The organism is Spiroplasma endosymbiont of Aspidapion aeneum, from assembly GCF_964031045.1.
Classification (GTDB): domain Bacteria; phylum Bacillota_I; class Bacilli_A; order Mycoplasmatales; family Mycoplasmataceae.
Map to the genome: position 1 here is coordinate 1,108,626 of NZ_OZ034994.1, position 20,140 is coordinate 1,128,765.

The window sequence follows — 20,140 nt, forward strand, 5'->3', positions numbered from 1 at the left end:
CTATTCTGGTCTGATATAACATTTACGACATCGAGCCTCATATTTTTCATTTCCTGAAATTAAAATTGTTGGCTCATCAGATTTTGCTGGTACACCGTTAACTATTCTTTGTGTTCTATTTGCATCAGCACCACATTGAAAACAAACGGCAAGTAGTTTATCAACAACTTCTGCACTACTTAGAAGCTTATCTACATTCTTAAAGGGATTGGACCTAAAATCCTTATCTAAGCCATTAACAATAACAATCACGCCTTGATTTGCCAGCATTTCAATTACATCAACTATTCCCTCATCAAGAAATTGAACCTCATCAATACCAACAACCTTAACAGGTTCCTTTTTAACAGTTTTATGATAATAATCTAAAATTTTATGTGAATTTTCAACATTAATACATTCCAATTTAGCACCAGAATGCGAGATAATATGTTTTTCTGAGTATCTTGTATCAATCAATGGTTTGAATACAATTGTTTTGTTTTTTGCAAATTTATGTCTATGAATGCGTTTTATAAACTCTTCAGTTTTTCCAGCAAACATGCAACCGGTAATAAGTTCAATTCAACCTGTGCTATTAAAATTTCTTATTGTATTCATACATTAAACCCCTTCACTTAATAATTTTCTTATTTCAGACAATATAATTTTTATTTCAGACAATGCTTTAATCTCAAAACCACTTGCTAAAATATGACCTCCGCCGTTTCACTTTGTTGCGATTTTGTTAACATTATAATCTCTACTTCGAATTGATACTTTTATTATTTTGTTTTCTTTTACGTGTACAATAAATCATACTTTAATTTCCTTAATAGATGACAATGTATTTAAACATGTTTTTGCTCTTTCTTCTGTAAGTCCTTTAAAATTTTTTTTTCTTAAAATAATATATGCAATTTTATTATCCATAAAGTATTTAGATTTTGAAAACATCTTTTGTTTAAATTTAACAACGTTTAGGCGTTGTAAATACAGTTCATCATAAATTTCATTTATCTTTATTCCGGTTCCAATTAGAATCTTAGCTACTTCAAAAGTATCCTCATTAACATTTTTAAACAAAAACCTTCCCGAATCGGTTATTAAACCTTTATAAAGATAATATGCAGCTTTTGTAGAAATTGTAAAATTGTTTTTCTTTGCCCAAAGAGTAATAACCTGCGTACAAGCAATGGCGGTATGATCAACCAATTTATTATCACCTGCAAAATTATCATCCTCTTGATGGTGATCAATCTTAAATATAGATTTTGCATCTCTATAATGGGGGAAATCAATTCTGCCAATATTTGCCAAATCAACAGTTATCAATAAAAATTCTGAAATATCACTTATTTTAAAATCACTTACAATTCCATCGCATTGTTCTCCAACAACATAAACCTTCTTATTTTTATAATTATCGATTATAATTTCTTTGAGTCCATAAGCACTTCCAAAAGCATCTCAATCAGGCGAAACATGTTTAGCAATAACAATATTATTATATTTTTTTATTAATACATCTAGTAAATCGTTTGTTTTCATATTGCTAACCGCCATTTTCTTCTATTATAATTGATTTTGGTCTAAGATATAGTTTAACTCTTTCATTTTTCTTGTATTTATCTTTTGAGTAAAATAGAAACTTGTTGCCAAATTCATCTTCACCTTCAATTAGGTTTGGATCAATACAATTTTTGTTATCATTAACCTTAATATTAAATTTGTAAAATGAATCGGTAGACTTTGTTAATTCAAAAGGATTTATAAATATGTCATTCTCTCCTTCAAACAAACCTTCAAGGTTAAATTTTATTTTTTGATTATTTATAAATAAACTACCATTTTCTTTTATAATTTTTAAATTATTTGTATTTTTAAATATCTTAATGTTTTTAGAAAGTAATTCTTTTCCCTGAATTTTTAAAATCTTTTGCTCTTTAACTAAATAAACATCTTTATCAAGATTATAAATATTTTCAAAATTGCTATCAATTATAATAATTGATATTGAATCATTCAAGCGAATAATATTGTTTAGAACATCAAAGAAATATCTTTTTTCCCTTATATTAAGCATGCTTAATACATTAATAAGAAATAGATTTTTCTTCTTTAAGAAGATAGATTTTAATAGTGACATAAATATAGAATTTATCCCTTTTATATCAAAAGATAAATTATTAATAATTATGCCGTAGGTATCGCATTGTTTATTTACTCATTCTCAAATTTTTAAAGAAATGGTATTATATTTTTTACTAAGTTCTTGTTTTTCAATTTTAAAATATTCTTGGTCAATGTAGGTAATATCGTCTGCTATTATATCTTTGTGGTATGAATGAATTAACTCTATTACTTTTCCTTTTAAAATATCCCCCTCACTTTGTAAAGTTTCAACTATTATTTTGTCTTGTTTTTTTGTAAATTCATATCTTTGGTCCTTTGATAAAATAGTTCAGTCACTTAATATTTTAAATAATTTTTTAATTGTTAAATTTTTGTCTATATTTTTTAATGAATTCGATAATAGTATTTTAATGTTTTTTAACTCTCTTTTAGTTTTTAAAATTTTTCTTTTAATTAATCTAATTTTTAGGTCCAATAAGCTTAGAACCTCTCTGACCACATATTCTTGTTCTCTAAATTTTAAGTGTTTTCTAATTTTTTTAAAATCTTTGTTTTTTGACTTTGTTATATTATATTCGCACATACAACTAGAATTTAGATCTAACAAATGATAAACCTTATCCCATACACTTTGATGAAATCGCTCCTCAATGGTAAGGTTTAATATAGACTCTTTTGTTTGGTAAAAATCTTTTAGAATATTTTTAAATTCTTGTTTATACTTTTGTTTATCAATTTGTATGTTATTAAACTTACAAATGTAATCTAGATATTCCTGAAGTCATTTTTTTTCAATTTTAATGCTAGAATCAACAAACTCGCTCACCAATTTATTAATACTATCACGCAAATTGATACTGGTTTGTGAACCATTTGCTTTTAAATAATTTAAATACTTATATCTTCTTATAATATAATCTTCCTTGACATATAAATAAAAATCGTGGTTAAAAAATAAGCAAAAAAACATTCAGTACTTTGCGTTTAATATCTTTGTGAATATTTCCTTTTTTATAAATGCATTTCTTTTTTTTATTCAATATTTGTCAAGAGCAACATCATCATTGATAAGAATATCACCAGAAATGATTGTTTTATTTTTTCCCTTTAAAAATTTAATTAGTCATTTAGAATCGGATTTGTAGTTATAAAAAACATTAACAATTTCCTTATTTTCGACATTAAAATCAAGTTGTTCCTCAATTTTTTTGTTTTTAATGATGATCTTATCTGTTTTAAATGACATAAATTCTCCCTATAATAAAAAGAAATTACTCCTTAGAAATACAAAAAGACAAGAATAATTCTTGGCAATTTTCAATTATCTAAAGAATAATTTGTGATTTTTCTTTTTTAGGCTTCTCATTCTTTTTATTTTCTGCTTTTTTAATTTCACTCAATTCTTTTTGCTTTGCTACTATTGCTGCCTGTTTTGCATATTTTTCTTTAAATTTTTCAACTCTTCCCTCAGTGTTTGAAAAGTTTTGTTTACCAGTATAAAATGGATGACATTTAGCACAGGTATCAACTCTCAACTCATCTGACTTAGTAGATAATGCAGAAAATTCACTTGCACAAACAGTGCAAATAAACTTTGCATCGAAAATTTTCGGGTGAATGTCTTTTCTTGGCATATTATCTTTCTCCTTTTTTCTTTATTGCTTTTATATAGTATCATAAATTAATCAATTTTTTTGTAAAATAAGCATATTTTTTATATTAAATTTGGTATTATTATATTGATAGTGGTGGTAATTTTGAAAATAATAAGCGATGATATCGTATATTTTTCTAAGCATACCATAGAAAAATCAGTATTTATTACATTAGTCAAAAAAATAAAAAGTAAGGTAGACCTTATAGATTTTATAACAAATTATACAGATAATAAGGCTAGCCATAACGTTATCGCTTATAGATATCGCGAAAATGATAATTTATATTTATCATATAAAGAAGACGGCGAACCATATGGAACATCTGGAAAATCACTACTCAACGTTATAGAAACCGTGGACCTTGAAAATGTTATTGTCTTAGTAAAAAGATACTATGGTGGCAAAAAACTTGGTAAAGCTCTTCTATCAAGAGCATATAGAAAAGGTTTTTTGTATTTATTAGGGAATGATATTCGATTAGAAAATAAAATTAACACTCTTACAGCAAGAATAAAATTTCATATCAAAAATATAAACAAGGTTAATTATATACTATCAAATAATAAGATTGTCATTATTAAAAAGACATATGTTGATAAGTACTGTAAAATGGAAATATCATTACCAATGGAAACAAATCTTTTAGAAGAGTTTTCAAATTTATTTATGGTTGAATATTACAATAAATAAGGAGATAATATGGAAAATAAAAAAAATAAAATTGCTATAATCGATGGATATCATTTATTACATAGAGGTTATTATGGACCTTTAAAACAAGGTTTTAAAACAAAAAATAAGGATGGGCATTTGGTAAACTCTGTTTTTGTTTTTGCTTCAAGGATATTGAAGATGATAAAAAGCAATGAATATTGGTCAATAATAGTCGCATTTGATATTTCAGGCGCTTGCTGAAGAACTGAATTATTTGAAAAATACAAAGCAACTAGAAAAGACACACCCTTAGATTTGGTACCTCAGATGCAAATTGCGCGAGACTTTTTAACAGCGGTTAATATCCAATGATTTGATAAACAGAAATATGAGGGTGAGGACATAATTGCAACAATTGCAAAAAAGGCAATTTCCGAAAATTTTAAGGTTGATGTTTTCACAAATGATAAGGATTTATTTCAATTAGTAACAGAAGATATTAATGTTATTGTACAAAAAGATAAGAAAACACCTCCCCAAAGAGTGGACCCCGATTATGTTAGAAGAGAATTTGGTGTGGAGCCGCCTCAGATAACAGATATGAAAAGTTTACTAGGTGATAGTTCAGATAATATTAGGGGGGTAAAAGGTCTAAAATATGCTTCAGCTATATCCTTAATAAATGAGTATGGTTCAGTTGAGTATATAATAGATAACATAGAGGAACTACCAGGTAATGCTAAATCAAAAATATCTTCAGCTATTGATCAAATTATAATGAATAAAAAGTTAACAACAATTTGTAACGATGTTGAATTAGAAAATGTTAATTTTAAGAAATTAAATGTTAATTTTATAAAATATATTAATTTTCTTAATGAAAATGGTATGTATGCGCTTGATAAACAAATTCGACCTTTGTTTTTAGAAAAAATAGAGGAATTAAAGGCTAAAAAATTTGATTTAACAATTAATACATAACAAAAATAAGCTTACATTTATCATATGTAAGCTTATATATTAATTAAAAAAGTTAATATAAGCAAAATAACACAAAATATTCTACAAATTTAAATATAATAAATGTATGAAGAATAACGTAAAGCATTTAATAGTCTTGCTAGTGGTAACGATTATATATTTTGGTTACTCTGCTTGAATTGATGGAAACGCGATATATAATATAAATGGTACGCAAATGTCATCTACAAGCTGAGCTAATATTATAAATAACATATGTAAGGATGCCCACGTTAATAAGAATGATAGCTTGGAAACAAATATTGATTATATACGCAAGATAATTGTGTTAGCAAATTTAAATACACATTCTAACACTTATATTCTACGAGGTTTTATGGCTCCAAATTCATTACTTAAAACTCTCTTAGAACCATTTAAATTAATTTTGGTTGGTGGTGTTTTTGCATCATTTATTCCATTGTTCAAACAAGTATTTTTTTCAAAAATAATTGAAATTAATAAATATTTAAAAAATAAAAATCAGAATATATTGTATAATTTTGATTCAACAATTTTATTTGCAAAGGAATTAAAAGATCAAATTGACAAAAATAACTCTAAAGGAGCAAAAATAACACTTATTAAATACAAATCTTTGATTTTAAAGCCTGTGTTTTTTGAAAATTTTATTGATGAAATTACACAAACAATTACTAGATTTAACAATATAGATATATATAGCGAAAAAATAGATTATATTATTTCTTCTTTAGAAGAAATTCATGAATTAGAAATTTATCATATCAAAAATCCTAAAGTTAAAAAAGAGTTTATGTACGATTTAAAAAGAGCTAGCGATATAACCTCTGTTCATTCAAAGTATGTTATAAATTATTACATATCATTCATAAATCTACAAGAAAAAGGTGGATGAAAAATATTTAGTTTAATGATGTTAAGATTTTATTTTATTGCAATTGTGGCGATTATCCCTTCTGTGGCGATGGTCTTTTTTACAAATCAAATGCTTGAGATATTTGTAAAAAATATGAACGAAAATATAAGAGTATTTATTTCTATATTTATCTCATTGATTTTATGAACAACAATTTCAATTATCATTCATTCATTATATGTGTTTTTAAATAATAAGCATATAGGGCAAAAAAAACTCTTATTGGTTCCAGCAATTATATATTACATATTAGTTTTTATTCTCGCAACAGTAGCTTCATTTGGAGTTTATAATATTTATGGGGTTGGTAATATTTATAAATATAATTCAGTTGCAAAACTGTGAAGTTTTTTGGGTTCATTATGCTATATGGTTTTGGGATCAACAATTGTTTTGTACACAATAGCAACTTTAATCGACACATTTAAATTAACTAATAAATTAACAAAGGAGGATTTAATAAATGGTATAATTATACCTATAATTATCCTATTAATAACAACGATAAATAATATTATAATATGCTTTGATGTTCTTGATATAGAAAATTATCTCCAAACAGCAAACATAATTTTATTAACTTCTTACTGATTGTATATTTGATTTTCTGGCTTTCTTGTTTCAAATATAAATTTTTATTGGATACAAAAAAATAAATAAAAATCAGTTTTCTATAACTTGAATATACTTTGTCAAGTATACAAAATGTTTTTTTATAAATTTAATGTCATTTCCTCTTTGAAATGACATTAAATTTGGAAAGGTAAATATCTGCTAGGGTATGTTCATTGCTTTTGATAGTTATTCTTTCATAGTTATAATAACGTATATATTTATCAACAATCCTACAAACATCCGAAAATGTTTTTTGATATAGAACATGTTTATACTCAGTTTTTAATTGAGAAAAAAATGTTTCTGCTACAGCCTTGTCAATAGAGTTACCCGGTCTTGATAATGAGATAAATAATTTTTCTCTTTTAGAAAATCGTCTAATTCAAATTGAAGTATATTGATGACCATTATCATTATGAATTATTTCTGGTTTACTATTATCGTGATATTGTTAGGCCGCCTTTCATGTATCCATATAAAGTTTGTTATCATTTATTTCAGATACTTTATCCAACAATAAATTTAGTTTTTACATCCTTTAAAATACTCAAGTATGCAAATTTATTACTATATTTTATATGGTGACATCAGTTACTCACAATTCATTTTTTTGATAAAGATCTCATGTCTATTAACAATATTAGTATAACCGCTATTACATTTTTTAATCTCAACTGGTTTTTTAAATCTTTTTTTGACTCTTATCCTTGATTTTAGGCCTAAAATTCTCATATATCTTGCTATTTTAGACTGACTAATTTGCATTGTTCTATTTAAAATGAATTTTATTCGTGGAGAACCATACAAACCATCGTGATAATTAAAAATAATCTGTATTTTTTTAGCCAAGCTTAAATCAAAATCTATTTGATGCTTTTTTTCCATTTTTAATCCAGCGATTATAAGAAGCTCTTGTTATTATTACGATTTTGCAGAATTATAAATTTTATGTATATTTTTATATTTTTAAATAAATTCATATTTATTAAAAAATATTTTTTTGGTGTAAGTTTCCCATCATCTCATCAAACTTTTTTAAAATTCAAGTTCGAACTCTTTCTTTTTACGTTGTTTATTTAATCTAGCGATTTCAATGTCTTTTAGATCTTTAATAGTTGTTAATTTTATCCCCTTGTTTTTAAATTTACCGGTATTATTTTCTAATGCTTTTTTCCATAAATTTCATAATCCAAACCATCTTCTCACAGCGTTATATGAGACATCATTTTTCTCAGCTAAAATTCTAAATTTTAAACCCTAGTCAAAGTGCTGCTTGACAATTATTAATTTTTGTTCCTTTTTTAGAATATTTGACTTGTTTCCTTTTAAATTTGCCATAATAAAAATCTCCTACATATACAATAATTTTATCTCAAAACTAAACCAATTTTTAGAAATTGCTTTTTGTTTTTTTATTATTGTATACATAAGAGATTATATTTAGTTTTCTATAACTAATTTTTATTGATTATTAATTTGTTCTTTTATAATATATTATTTAGAAAATTCAGCAAAATTAGCTATTATTGTTACGCCTAATTTATTAATTTGAACAATGCCACTATCAACGGAAACAAATTTAAAATTTGAACCGTCATTAGTAAAATGTAATTTTCCAGGTGATAAACTTGTTAATATTGGTGCATGATTTTTCAATGCGGTCATTTCCCCTGCAATTGTTTTTAAATTTATACTTTGTATATCCTCTTGGTCAACTAGTGTTTCTTGTGGTGTGATGATTGTGAGTTTAAAACTATCCATTTTTCTTGCTATCCTCAAACACCTTTATAACTTCGTTTATTGATCCACAATAGAGGAACATATTTTCTGGTATATGGTCAACTTCACCATCTAAAATGGCCTTGAAAGATCTTACAGTTTCAGATAAGGATACAAGTTTTCCTTTTTTTCCAGAAAATTTTTCAGCAACAGCAAAGGGCTGAGACATAAAATTTCTTATTCTTCTTGCTCTTGTAACTGTTAATTTATCTTCTTCTGATAATTCATCTATACCTAGAATAGCTATAATTGATTGTAGACCCTTATATGTTTGTAAAGTAGATTGAGCTTTTAATGCAGTATTATAATGTTCTTCACCAACTATTTGTGGGTCTAACATTCTTGACCCACTATTAAGGGGGTCAATGGCTGGATAAATTCCAAGTGCTGCTATCCCCCTATCTAAAACAACTTTCGCATCAAGATGAGCAAATGTGGTTGCAGGAGCGGGGTCAGTTATATCATCGGCAGGAACATAAACAGCTTGAACAGAAGTTATAGAACCTTTTTTTGTTGATGCAATTCTTTCTTGTAATACTCCCATTTCTGTTGAAAGTGTTGGCTGGTACCCAACCGCCGATGGCATACGTCCCAATAGAGCCGAAACCTCACTTCCCGCTTGTGTAAACCTAAATATATTATCTATAAATAACAATACATCCTGGTGCTTTTCGTCTCGAAAATATTCAGCAATAGATAATCCTGTCAAGGCAACTCTCATACGCGAACCAGGCGGTTCATTCATCTGACCAAACACTAAACATGTTTTATCAATAACACCTGCCTCAATCATTTCATAATAAAGATCATTTCCCTCTCTTGTTCTTTCACCAACTCCTGCAAAAACAGAAATTCCACCATGTGCTTTTGCTATATTATTTATCAATTCTTGAACAAGAACAGTTTTACCAACTCCAGCTCCACCAAAAAGACCTATCTTTCCACCTTTTGCAAATGGTACCATGAGATCAATAACCTTTATACCAGTTTCTAATATTTCTGATTTAGTTGATAATTCTTCATATGTTGGCGCTGTTTTATGAATACTTCTTGTATTTGTATAATCAATTTTTTTATCAATTTCATCGATCGATTCCCCAAGGACATTAAACATTCTTCCGAGAACTTGTTCTCCAACAGGAACCATTATTGGACCCATTGTATTAACAACCTCCATATCTCTGTATAACCCGTTTGTTGATCCCATAGCAATCGCTCTTACCATTTCATCTCCAACGAATTGTACAACTTCCATTGATAACTTAATATCCTTTGTTTTTATCTGGAGCAAGTCATATAGTTTTGGAAGTGTTTGTTCGTCAAATTTAACATCGACAACTGGTCCAACAACTTGAACAACTTTTCCAATTGGTTTTTCTTTTGTATTAGCCATTATAATATTCTCCTCTATTGTTATCCTTGTGCATTTGTTCCGGCAACAATCTCTGTAATTTCTTGTGTAATTTTTTCTTGTCTTTTTCTATTATATTCAAGTGACAATTTTTCATTAATTTCATCACCATTTTTATTTGCAGATTCCATAGCGTTTCTACGAGAAGAAAATTCAGATAGTTGTCCCTCAATAAAAGCACCATATATTAAAGTGTTTAAATATAATGATACGGTGGAATTCAATATTTCATCTGCGGATGGTTCAAATTCATAAATCATATTTCCTCCTTGTGATTCCTTCTTACTTTTTGCTATCGGAAACACATTTGTTATTTTTGGTTCAGTTGTCATATTGTTGATAAAATGCTGATATATTATTTTAATTGATTGAAAATCATTATTCAAATAACCTTCTAATAGTTTATTTGCTATTGGTTTGGACATATCTGATGTAAAATCAACATCTAAATTTAAATAGCTATCCCATATTTTGTATTTATTTGAATTGCAGTATGAAACCACCTTAGAACCTATAGCATATATCAAATCATTTTCCTTTATATTTTGCGATAACTTCTTATGGGTACCAGAATTATAACTACCACACATTCCCAAGTTTGAGCCAACAATTACTCAAAGCGTCTTATCAATATGTCTTTCAGCGGATCCTAAATAAGGAGATCTATCAGCGTTTGAAATTATTTCAATAAATACTTCATAAACTTTTTCGACATATTTAGATATATTTACTGTTTTTTTTCCTATTTTTTTTAGTTTAGCGGTTGCAACCAGTTCCATAGCACCAGTTATTTTTAATATTTCTTTAACATCTTGGATGTCACTTTTAAGATTACTTAGATTTGCCATTTATAATTTCTTATATTCTTCGATTGAACCATACTGTTCCGGTTTATATCCGCTAATTTTCATAATTTCTTTTTTTAGGACAATAATAATTTCTTTTTTTATTAATTTGTCTAATTCTTCGGTATATGATTTCTCTAAAGTTAATTGCTTTAACAATGACTGGGCAGTGCCATCATTGTTAAAATGGTTTAATAATGCCTCTTTGAAATTACCCATCAATTCATGTGGCAATCATTTGGTAACCTTTAGTTGAATTGCATACAATATTATAGACATTGTAATCTGATTTATTGGTGTATATTGTTTTTGCTTTAATAATTCAACAATTCTTTTACCGTTTTCTAAAATAGATTTTGTATTCTCATCCAAATCACTTCCAAACTTCGAAAAAGCTGCAAGTTCATAATATTGAGCTAATTCTAACTTTAAAGATCCAGATTTTTGTTTAACAGCTCTTATTTGTGCAGTTGAACCAACCCTTGAAACCGATAGACCAGTATCTAAAGCCGGTCTTATTCCAGAATTAAATAATGACTCAGTTAAAAATATTTGGCCATCAGTAATTGAAATAACATTGGTGGGAATATATGCTGAAATATCTCCGGCCTGAGTTTCAACAATTGGTAGAGCGGTAATTGAACCCCCTCCATATTGTTGATTAACTCTAGCCGCTCTTTCAAGGAGTCTTGAATGAAGATAAAACACATCACCTGGATATGCCTCACGTCCCGGAGACCTTCTTAATAGTAATGATAATTCACGATATGCCACAGCGTGTTTTGATAAATCATCATAAACAATTAATACATCTTCACCATTTTCCATTCAATATTCCGCTATAGCTACACCAGCATATGGTGAAATATATTGAATTGGTGCGGGTTCTGAGGAACAAGCACTTACAACAACAGTGTATGACATGCAACCAAGGCTTGTTAAACGTTCTACTATTTGAGCAACTGTTGATTCTTTTTGCCCAATTGCCACATATACACATTTTACCTTTTTACCTTTTTGATTTATAATTGCATCGATTGCTATAGCGGTTTTTCCTGTTTGTCTATCTCCGATAATCAATTCACGTTGACCTTTACCTATTGGAACAATGGCATCTATTGAAAGAATTCCTGTTTCCATTGGTTGATCAACAGATTTTCTAGACATAACACCGGGTGCAACTCTTTCAACTGGGTAATGTTTTTTAGATTTGATATCCCCTTTACCATCGATTGGAATACCCATACCATTAACAACTCTGCCTAATAGTTCATCACCAACTGCAACCTGTATAACCTGTCCAGTTCTTTTTACAGGATCTCCTTGCTTTATATCCTTTGAATCACCTAAAACAGCAATACCAACAGAACCCAATTCTAGGTTCATAACAATACCATAAATATCATTTGAGAATAGGACAAGTTCATTCATAACCACTTTATCCATTCCAAAAACAACAGCAACTCCATCACCAACGGTTCCTACAGTTCCTTGTTCAGATTGTATTATTTTACTGCCATATTGCTCTATATTCTTTTTGATCACTTCTGCAATTTCAGAAATTTTTATTGCCATAGAATAACCCCTATTACTTTCTATCTAAAATTGTTCTAACACTTTTTTTAAGGTCGTGAGAAATTCCCTTTATACTTCCATCAATAAAATAGTTTTGCACTTTAACTGCTACACCACCAATTAATGATTTATCAATTACATTTATTAACTTTACATCAAGATTGATCTTTTTAGAAATCTTATCCTCTATTTTCTTTATATCCACCTTTGAAAGTTCGTAAGTTGAGAATACGGTTCCCTCAACTCTATTTTGTAGCAATAACAAATCTTTTAAAACAGACTTAAATATCACTTTTATAAAATGTATTAAGTTATTGTCAATTATAAGTTTTAATGCATTAACAAGTTTTTTTTCTTTAATATACTTACCAAACGATGAGTCAATAAATTTAATTGTCATCTCATCAATATGACTTTTTCTTTTTACCAATATTCGTTCTAAATCATTTCCATAATTTCTAAATATAGTTAATATCACTTCTGAATACTCAATGTATTCTTTCTCTTTTTTATCTTCAATAGCTATTAAACATATAGCTTCGGCCCAGTTTTTAATAGCATAACTTAATTCATACATATTAACTTAAGTTATCTATAAATTGTTTTACCAATTTTTCATTTTCTTGTTTAGTTAGTTTATCACCTATTATTTTTCTGGACGCATCAAACGCTACTTGAATAATTTCTTTTTCAATATCTTGCTTTAATTTTTCTCTTTCCATTTCAATACTTTTTCCAGCATTTTCATGTAGAATCGCTATTGCCGCCTTTGCCTTTTCCATCTCAACGCTTTTATGTTTTTCAGATGCTTGAGATGCTTCAATCATTAATTCTTGTGATTTGATCTTAGCCTCTTCCAAAACTAGTTTTGCATCCATTTTTGCTTTATTAGCATCAATGTTTTTCATGGTGGCTTGATTAAGCAATTTGTTTATTTCATCAGCTTGATTTTGATTATATTGTTTAAAAGGTTTGTAAACTTTTTTTGCTATAAATAATACAATAACAGCTGAAGCAACTATATGAGCGATAAAATTAGGAAAATTAGGAAATAAATCCTTTTTAATTTCAATTATGCTTTTTATCCCCGATAGTATATTTATTATTAAAAAATTCATTGCAAACACCTACGAAAGCACGAACATTAAAAGTATTCCGATTAGTAGGGCATAAATAGCACCGGATTCAGCAAACCCAGCCATAATATACATAACCTGTGTTATTTTTTTTGATGCTTCGGGGTTACGACCAATGGCAATACATGCACCTGCACCAACTACTCCTTGACCAATACTTGCCCCAACCATACCAACACCAGTTATCCCAGCTCCTAATAGGGCAAGCCCCGAATCAGTCATAGTAGTTTTACTTGCCATTACTGGAAGCAAATTATTTAATTCTCCTGCAAAGTTTGCATAGAATATAGCTGACATTGTTATAATATCTAACATATAATTAATCTCCTTGTTTCTAATTTGCTGCTACTGCAGCGCTTTTATTTTTTATTTTTTTTGTAGTTTGTTTTTGTTTTCCATACTCATTATATAATGGTTCAGCATCTTCTGTTTCGTGAACTTCTTCACCTCAATATGCAAGTGTCAGATTTGCAAAAACAAGTGATTGAAGATATCCATCAAATAAATCAAAATACATATGCAGAAATGGAAAAACAATTATACTACCTAAATCAAATCCGCTCCAGAAGTACTTATACTCTGCATATGGATTATTTCCATCTGTATTTCAAATCTCATCAATAACTCCCGAGATCCCTTTTCCTGTTGCTACATTTCCATTAATACCAATTGTAAAAGAATAAATCAAGAGTAAGATTACAGAACCGGCTACCATATTTCCAAAAAGACGAAATGATAATGATATCAAGGGAATAAATTGGGTTATTAATTCAACGGGATTAATATACTTTTTAAAAAATACAAGTTTTTGAATTTTTATTCCATAGAAGTAAATCATTAGAAATGTTACCATTGCCATTGAAAGAGTAACGGTATAGGATGTTGCAAGTGATTCAAATCCTAATATTGAAATTAAACTCGCCGTAAATATATAGGCATATATGTATAAAATATATGGAGTTAAATATAATCTCTTACGACCTACAGAAGTAATTATCGTATCTTCTACAAATCTTATTATTAAATTAACTAGAACTAACCAACCAGCTATTGGGTGGTTACTTTTTAGTCTTCTAATTTTTATGTCATATGCAACACATATGCTACAAACTATTATAGTTGTTAATATAATCGATGTTAACTGTGGTAATATATCTCAAAGACTTTCGGTAACATCGACACTAAGTACTTTCATAATTTTAGCCTTTCTTTGTAAGAGCAAATGTTGAACTTGATATTAAAAAAACAACTATTGTTGCCATTCCAATCAATTCTCCATATATAACATTATCTTCGTGAAAAACAAAGAAAATAATAATTATAAAAAAAAATAATACACCGGTTTTTAAAACTGCAAATCCTATTTGTAAAAATGGGTTCTCGGTTTTAAAAATCAATTTTGTTGAATACAAATGTATAAGAGCATATATTCAACTTGCAAGTATACCAAATAAACACCCAATTAGTAGGTATTTATTTATTACATTAACAATGTATAGACAAGAAGTAATTGAAAATATTATAATACAACTAAATGCCAAAATAACAATCAATATTTTATTAATCTTTTCCATACGCAATTGCTCTTACTAATAATATAGTACTCTTTTTTAAATCTATTTATATTCTATTTAGAGATATTATTTAATTTTTTTATATTAATTAGATAATTTTTAATTGTTGTGTTTAAAATATAAAAATTATTTTGTACCGTAAATTCTATCACCGGCATCTCCAAGTCCTGGAACAATATATCCCTTTTCATTCAATTTTTCATCTAGGGCACCGACATAGACATCTATTTCAGGGTGATTATTAGCGAGTAGTTTTACACCCTCAGGAACAGCCACTAGACAAACGAATTTAATATCCTTGACACCTCATTCTTTTACGATATCTATTGCAGCTGAAGCGCTTCCACCAGTTGCCAACATTGGATCTACAACGACAACTGTACATCTTGCAATGTCGTCTGGAGCTTTTGCATAGTATTTAACCGGTTGTAGAGTTTCTTCATTGCGATAAAGACCTATATGTGCAATTTTACAGCTGGGCAATAGACTAACAATACCATGTATCATTCCTAAACCAGCTCTAATGATTGGAACTAAGACAACTGGTTTTTTAATTTTTTTTCCAACTGTTTTTCCAACTGGAGTTTTGATTTTTATATCAATTGTTTCTACATCTCTAAAGATTTCATACACCATTAATTGACTTATTTCATTTAAATTCTCCCTAAAATCTTTAGAATTTGTCTCCACTTTTCTCATTCTGGTTAATTTATCCGTAATAAGCGGATGATCTAAAATAATTAATCCCATTCTACACCCCTCTTTAATAATAATTTGCAAAAAAAATAAAAGATGTAAATATCTTTTATTATAAAAAATTAAACTTATCCTAGTCTTTATAAGCTCAAGACTTTTAAAAACATAATTTTTTAACAATTACTTACAATTTAATTATACCAAAATTAGAGTAAGAATACCAACATTGGTGACAATAATTTCCATTATTATTGGGAATTTATTTATAAAATGGATAATATATGATTATAAGTAAATAAAATAGGGTATTATTTTTATAGAAGTTTATAATATCCTTTCTCTCACTAAAATATGGTTAATATTGAAACTATAAAATCATTTTTAGATAATTTGTGATTAAGTTGAAATTTGCTACATATAAATATATTCGGAAACAAAAGTAACTTTATAAATTTTTGATTTTTGTATATTAATTTTTTCTTTTTTAACCACACTTTTTAAATTCATCATCGTGTGGCTTTAAGGAGTTTTGAACCTTTCTAATACTTAACATTTTACTTTTAATAATAATATTTAATCACAATTTATCAACTTGTATTTTTACATTTCAAATTCAAATTGTAATTATTTTATTCTTCTATTTTGTAATTTTAATTGTTTTAATTGAAAAAGTCTTCTAATCTTTTTACCATAATTTTTTTCTTCTTAAAATTTATCTTTCTTTGCTCAGATATATACACCAATTTAGATATAGAATATAATTTAGTTGATCTTTTATTTTTCATTTTCATCATTTTTTTAATATTTTGTGATAATGTTCTCTTATTATTTTCTTCACTATAAAAGCTAAGTTTTAAGCATTCCTGCCAATTAGTCTATTTTATTCTTTAGCGTTTTTGAGAGTTACAATAAATTCCTTTCATTTTTCTCTATTTATAGATATTAGCATTTCCCCCATCAAAGACGCACCAACTAAATTACCCAGAAAGCAAGGAATTATATTAAAAACAATCATTAGCATTGATAGAGATAACGATACATCAACCCCTGCTGTTGTGTGGAAGTGGAATAGTCACATCATCATAATATAGCCTATTATTGCTCAGTTAGCAACACTGTGTTGATATCCTACAGTAACAAATGTAAATATTAAAATGAACCACATCATCATCATAGGCCAGACACTACCTTTAGTTGACTTACCACCAATTATTGTTAAAGAAACTAATGAATTACATAATATTCCTGAAAAGAAACAAATAGCTATTGTTTTTAATATTGAGCTACTAGTAAGCCCATTTCAAACACCTACCCCTTTTAAGTTCTCATTTATAATTCCGATGTAATATATTTTTTTTACACCTGTATTGTAAATAAATTGACCAGTAGCATTTAGCCCCAAACCATCTCCAGTAATATTTGTGAGGCAAGCAGCAAGAGCAAATATAAAAGAAAAAATAATACTTCCTAGAACATTTCCAACATAAACACACATAAGACCAACCAACGCCTCTCTTTTATTTAAAATCCCTCTATAGAGGTATGGTAGTATTGCAGTATAAGCTGTAAAAAATTGTCCACCTATAAAAAATATCAATCAAATAACAGTTGGAAAAATCATACCTAATACCAAACTTTGAAGGCTTGGATTTTCTATAGTAGATGATGCTACAAGTGCAACAGAATATGAGAAACCTATTCAAACACCAGAAATTAAGCCAAAAAAGAAATGTCTTGTACCTTTATTTTGTAAAAGGTCTGCAATTGTCTTAATTCCAGAAAAATATCCATACTCTTGATAACTTAGATCTTTTGTATTTATATCCATAATAATTTCCTTTCATTTTTTCGCCAAAAATATTACAAGTAATTAATTTTTTAATATAATAATTTTAGCAAGCTAAAGAATAATGGAGGTTATGTGTGTTAAATTCTAACCAAATTTCATTCTTTTAATTAATAATATTATAATTTATTTTCCTCGAGAAATTTCAATGTTTTATAAATTTTTCAACTTCATTTATTAAAGCATAAGGGAAGCTAAGTGTACTGAATTACACCTAGTTTTTTTCTTTTTACTAATTATATTATAATTTATTTCTTTCATGAAATTTCAATGTTTTATGAACTTTTCAAATGTATTTAAGAAATGATTAAGATTTTTAAATTTGTCTCCAAATGATTTTATGAATTTTTGTTTTATTCAACCATTTAAGCTTTCTGTTGGAAAATTGTGTTTAAACCCTTTTTCAGACATTGAATATGTAGTTTGTTTGTTAGACTTTACAAAGTTAAAAATATTTTCATTTGCAAAAGCGCTGCCGCGATCTGATTGAATTATTAATTTTTTATTATTATTTGCGAATGTTAATATATTTTCAAAAACATTAATTACACTATTACTATTTTCATTCTTATCAAATTTATAAGCAAGAACTTTTTTGTTTTCCCATATATAAGATATTAAACAATTTAATTTTTTATATGAGTTTTTATCTTCTAAGAAAATCTTCATGTTTGTTCCATCAACACCAATTACATTTGGTGTTTTATAATTCATTTTTACTAAATCATCATTAACAAATTTGTTATGTTTTTTTGATAAATTATGTTTCTTTCTTTTTCTTAAAGCGGTTTTAAAGACATTTGGGTTTTCATTGGCAATTTTTCTAATCATTTTAATAGAAACATTTTCTTGTTTATAAACATTAATTCAATTAGAAATACCATTATAACTAATACAAAAATCCTTATATTCTCTAATAAATTCGTTAAAATAACTCTTTGTCGCAAATATTTCTTGCTAAAATATAATGGTAATGCTGGAATTGGAAAATTTTTCTTAAATATACCTACAGGGGAAAGAAGATTAAATTTTGATTTAAATCTGTAGTAGTTTGTTCTACTAATATTGAAATATTTAATCAAATAATTTGTGTTTAAATTAAAATTTGCTACATATAAATATATTTGTGAACATGAGTAATGTTTATAAATTCTTGATTTTTGTATATTAATTTTATCCTTCTTACTCATCCTCATCAAATTCATCATCACCGTGGTTGTGAAGAAGGCATGGACTTTTCCAATACTTCATATTTTCCTTTTAATAATAAGTTATCTAGTCATGCTTTGTCTGCTTGTTTTTTTAGTCTTTCATTTTCCTTTTTTAATTCTTTTATTTCTTTATTCTTTAATTTTAATTGTCCTTGATCAACAACATCTTTTAATTTTTTTGCCATAATTTTATTCTCCTTACAATTTACCTTATCTTTAGGATAACAAAATTTTTCTTTTTTTGCTCAAATATATACCAGCTGAGGACCAGAATATATATTTAGTTCATCTGCTAACATTTTTGCACTTTCACCATTTTTAAATCTTTCTACCACAATTTTTTTAATATTTTTATCATAATGCTTATTTTTCATTATTTTCTCCTTTATAAAAAACTGGAGGTTTTATCCTCCAGTACACTTAGCTTCCCTTATGCTCTCGTCCTTAATATATTTTTGTTTTTTTGATAAAAATATTTTTTTCTTTTCTTACTTTATATTTAAAAATATTTAGATTTACTCTTGTAATTTTTCTTATTTGTTCTAAAACATTTTCTTATTCAAAAACATTGATTTAAATAGAAATATATTATAATTAGCAAGAGTACTTATTTTTAATAAAAACGTCAAAAAAAATATCTCATTGCTTATAAATATTTTCCGATAATATAAAATCCAAATAATATTAAAACAAAAAATTATTTTTAGATAGGCTATCTTTAAAATGAAATTTCTTACATATGTACATATTTGTAAACTCTAGTAATATTATAAATTTATGATTTTGTCACCATTTTATTCTTTATATCATAAAATTATTATCACAATAATTTTTAGGGGGTTGAAATTTATCACACTTAATGTTTTTTATAATAATAAGCTATCTATTTATAGTTTTTTTTGTCTTTTTAAGCCTTGTTTTTTGCTTCCTAATTATTTACTCTGTGATTTTAATTTTTGTTATTTAACAATAATTTTTAATTTTTTTACAATAAAATTATCCTTTCCAAAGATGCCTTATTATAGAATATTAAATTTTATCTTTTATTTCTTACATCTCAAATTGATGTTTGTAGCACATATTTAGTTCCTCTATTATTTATTTCTT

At 27.0% G+C, this 20,140-nt stretch carries 23 protein-coding genes; 3 read left to right on the top strand and 20 right to left on the bottom strand.

The window, feature by feature from the left end; translation table 4 throughout:
- The 4 genes from AAHM97_RS04855 to rpmE form a co-directional block, all read right to left on the bottom strand.
- Positions 1-600 (bottom strand): thymidine kinase, encoded by a 600-nt coding sequence (locus tag AAHM97_RS04855; RefSeq protein ID WP_342268821.1) that lies wholly within the window; start codon positions 598-600, stop codon positions 1-3.
- A 3-nt stretch (positions 601-603) separates the two neighbouring features.
- Positions 604-1,530, bottom strand: a complete 927-nt coding sequence (locus AAHM97_RS04860; RefSeq protein WP_342268822.1) for a bifunctional oligoribonuclease/PAP phosphatase NrnA — start codon at positions 1,528-1,530, stop codon at positions 604-606.
- Between the two features lie 4 nt (positions 1,531-1,534).
- A complete protein-coding gene (locus tag AAHM97_RS04865; RefSeq protein WP_342268823.1) occupies positions 1,535-3,361 on the bottom strand; it encodes a hypothetical protein in 1,827 nt (608 codons plus the stop codon).
- A gap of 79 nt (positions 3,362-3,440) precedes the next feature.
- Positions 3,441-3,749, bottom strand: coding sequence for a 50S ribosomal protein L31 (gene rpmE, locus AAHM97_RS04870; protein ID WP_342268824.1), 309 nt, complete (start codon positions 3,747-3,749; stop codon positions 3,441-3,443).
- A gap of 123 nt (positions 3,750-3,872) precedes the next feature.
- Between rpmE and AAHM97_RS04875 the strand changes: the two genes are divergently transcribed.
- The 3 genes from AAHM97_RS04875 (at position 3,873) to AAHM97_RS04885 (ending at position 7,005) form a co-directional block, all read left to right on the top strand.
- Positions 3,873-4,463 carry a YigZ family protein gene (locus AAHM97_RS04875; RefSeq protein ID WP_342268825.1) on the top strand — a complete coding sequence of 197 codons (591 nt, stop codon included), beginning with the start codon at positions 3,873-3,875 and terminating at the stop codon, positions 4,461-4,463.
- A 9-nt stretch (positions 4,464-4,472) separates the two neighbouring features.
- Positions 4,473-5,408, top strand: coding sequence for a 5'-3' exonuclease (locus AAHM97_RS04880; RefSeq protein ID WP_342268826.1), 936 nt, complete (start codon positions 4,473-4,475; stop codon positions 5,406-5,408).
- 106 nt (positions 5,409-5,514) lie between these two features.
- On the top strand, positions 5,515-7,005 hold the full coding sequence (locus AAHM97_RS04885) for a hypothetical protein (RefSeq protein WP_342268827.1): 1,491 nt from the start codon (positions 5,515-5,517) through the stop codon (positions 7,003-7,005).
- Between the two features lie 61 nt (positions 7,006-7,066).
- On the opposite strand, the gene AAHM97_RS05365 is transcribed toward AAHM97_RS04885, so the two are convergent.
- The 16 genes from AAHM97_RS05365 to AAHM97_RS04960 form a co-directional block, all read right to left on the bottom strand.
- Positions 7,067-7,384, bottom strand: coding sequence for an IS3 family transposase (locus tag AAHM97_RS05365; protein ID WP_425288838.1), 318 nt, complete (start codon positions 7,382-7,384; stop codon positions 7,067-7,069).
- Between the two features lie 167 nt (positions 7,385-7,551).
- Complete coding sequence (locus AAHM97_RS04890) at positions 7,552-7,845, bottom strand: IS3 family transposase (protein WP_342268828.1); 294 nt, start codon at positions 7,843-7,845, stop codon at positions 7,552-7,554.
- A 150-nt stretch (positions 7,846-7,995) separates the two neighbouring features.
- Positions 7,996-8,166 (bottom strand): hypothetical protein, encoded by a 171-nt coding sequence (locus AAHM97_RS04895; protein ID WP_342268829.1) that lies wholly within the window; start codon positions 8,164-8,166, stop codon positions 7,996-7,998.
- A 288-nt stretch (positions 8,167-8,454) separates the two neighbouring features.
- Positions 8,455-8,739: a F0F1 ATP synthase subunit epsilon gene (locus AAHM97_RS04900; RefSeq protein ID WP_342268830.1), complete on the bottom strand. Its 285-nt coding sequence runs from the start codon at positions 8,737-8,739 to the stop codon at positions 8,455-8,457.
- Positions 8,714-10,132, bottom strand: coding sequence for a F0F1 ATP synthase subunit beta (gene atpD / locus AAHM97_RS04905; protein ID WP_342268831.1), 1,419 nt, complete (start codon positions 10,130-10,132; stop codon positions 8,714-8,716). The genes AAHM97_RS04900 and atpD overlap by 26 nt, the downstream gene beginning before the upstream one ends.
- A 20-nt stretch (positions 10,133-10,152) precedes the next feature.
- Positions 10,153-10,998: an ATP synthase F1 subunit gamma gene (gene atpG / locus AAHM97_RS04910; RefSeq protein WP_342268832.1), complete on the bottom strand. Its 846-nt coding sequence runs from the start codon at positions 10,996-10,998 to the stop codon at positions 10,153-10,155.
- Positions 10,999-12,570, bottom strand: a complete 1,572-nt coding sequence (gene atpA / locus AAHM97_RS04915; protein WP_342268833.1) for a F0F1 ATP synthase subunit alpha — start codon at positions 12,568-12,570, stop codon at positions 10,999-11,001.
- Between the two features lie 13 nt (positions 12,571-12,583).
- Complete coding sequence (gene atpH, locus AAHM97_RS04920) at positions 12,584-13,147, bottom strand: ATP synthase F1 subunit delta (RefSeq protein ID WP_342268834.1); 564 nt, start codon at positions 13,145-13,147, stop codon at positions 12,584-12,586.
- A 1-nt stretch (position 13,148) separates the two neighbouring features.
- Entirely contained in the window at positions 13,149-13,688 is a 540-nt protein-coding gene (locus AAHM97_RS04925; RefSeq protein ID WP_342268835.1) for an ATP synthase F0 subunit B, read from the bottom strand.
- A gap of 9 nt (positions 13,689-13,697) precedes the next feature.
- Positions 13,698-14,021, bottom strand: a complete 324-nt coding sequence (locus AAHM97_RS04930) for a F0F1 ATP synthase subunit C (RefSeq protein WP_342268836.1) — start codon at positions 14,019-14,021, stop codon at positions 13,698-13,700.
- A 19-nt stretch (positions 14,022-14,040) separates the two neighbouring features.
- A complete protein-coding gene (locus tag AAHM97_RS04935) occupies positions 14,041-14,901 on the bottom strand; it encodes a FoF1 ATP synthase subunit a (protein ID WP_342268837.1) in 861 nt (286 codons plus the stop codon).
- A 4-nt stretch (positions 14,902-14,905) separates the two neighbouring features.
- Positions 14,906-15,280 carry a hypothetical protein gene (locus AAHM97_RS04940; RefSeq protein ID WP_342268838.1) on the bottom strand — a complete coding sequence of 125 codons (375 nt, stop codon included), beginning with the start codon at positions 15,278-15,280 and terminating at the stop codon, positions 14,906-14,908.
- A gap of 126 nt (positions 15,281-15,406) precedes the next feature.
- Positions 15,407-16,030 (bottom strand): uracil phosphoribosyltransferase, encoded by a 624-nt coding sequence (gene upp / locus AAHM97_RS04945; protein ID WP_342268839.1) that lies wholly within the window; start codon positions 16,028-16,030, stop codon positions 15,407-15,409.
- 826 nt (positions 16,031-16,856) lie between these two features.
- Entirely contained in the window at positions 16,857-17,804 is a 948-nt protein-coding gene (locus tag AAHM97_RS04950; RefSeq protein ID WP_342268840.1) for a formate/nitrite transporter family protein, read from the bottom strand.
- A gap of 195 nt (positions 17,805-17,999) precedes the next feature.
- Positions 18,000-18,653 (bottom strand): hypothetical protein, encoded by a 654-nt coding sequence (locus tag AAHM97_RS04955; protein ID WP_342268841.1) that lies wholly within the window; start codon positions 18,651-18,653, stop codon positions 18,000-18,002.
- A 277-nt stretch (positions 18,654-18,930) separates the two neighbouring features.
- On the bottom strand, positions 18,931-19,407 hold the full coding sequence (locus AAHM97_RS04960; RefSeq protein ID WP_342268842.1) for a hypothetical protein: 477 nt from the start codon (positions 19,405-19,407) through the stop codon (positions 18,931-18,933).
- Positions 19,408-20,140 lie beyond the last annotated feature (733 nt).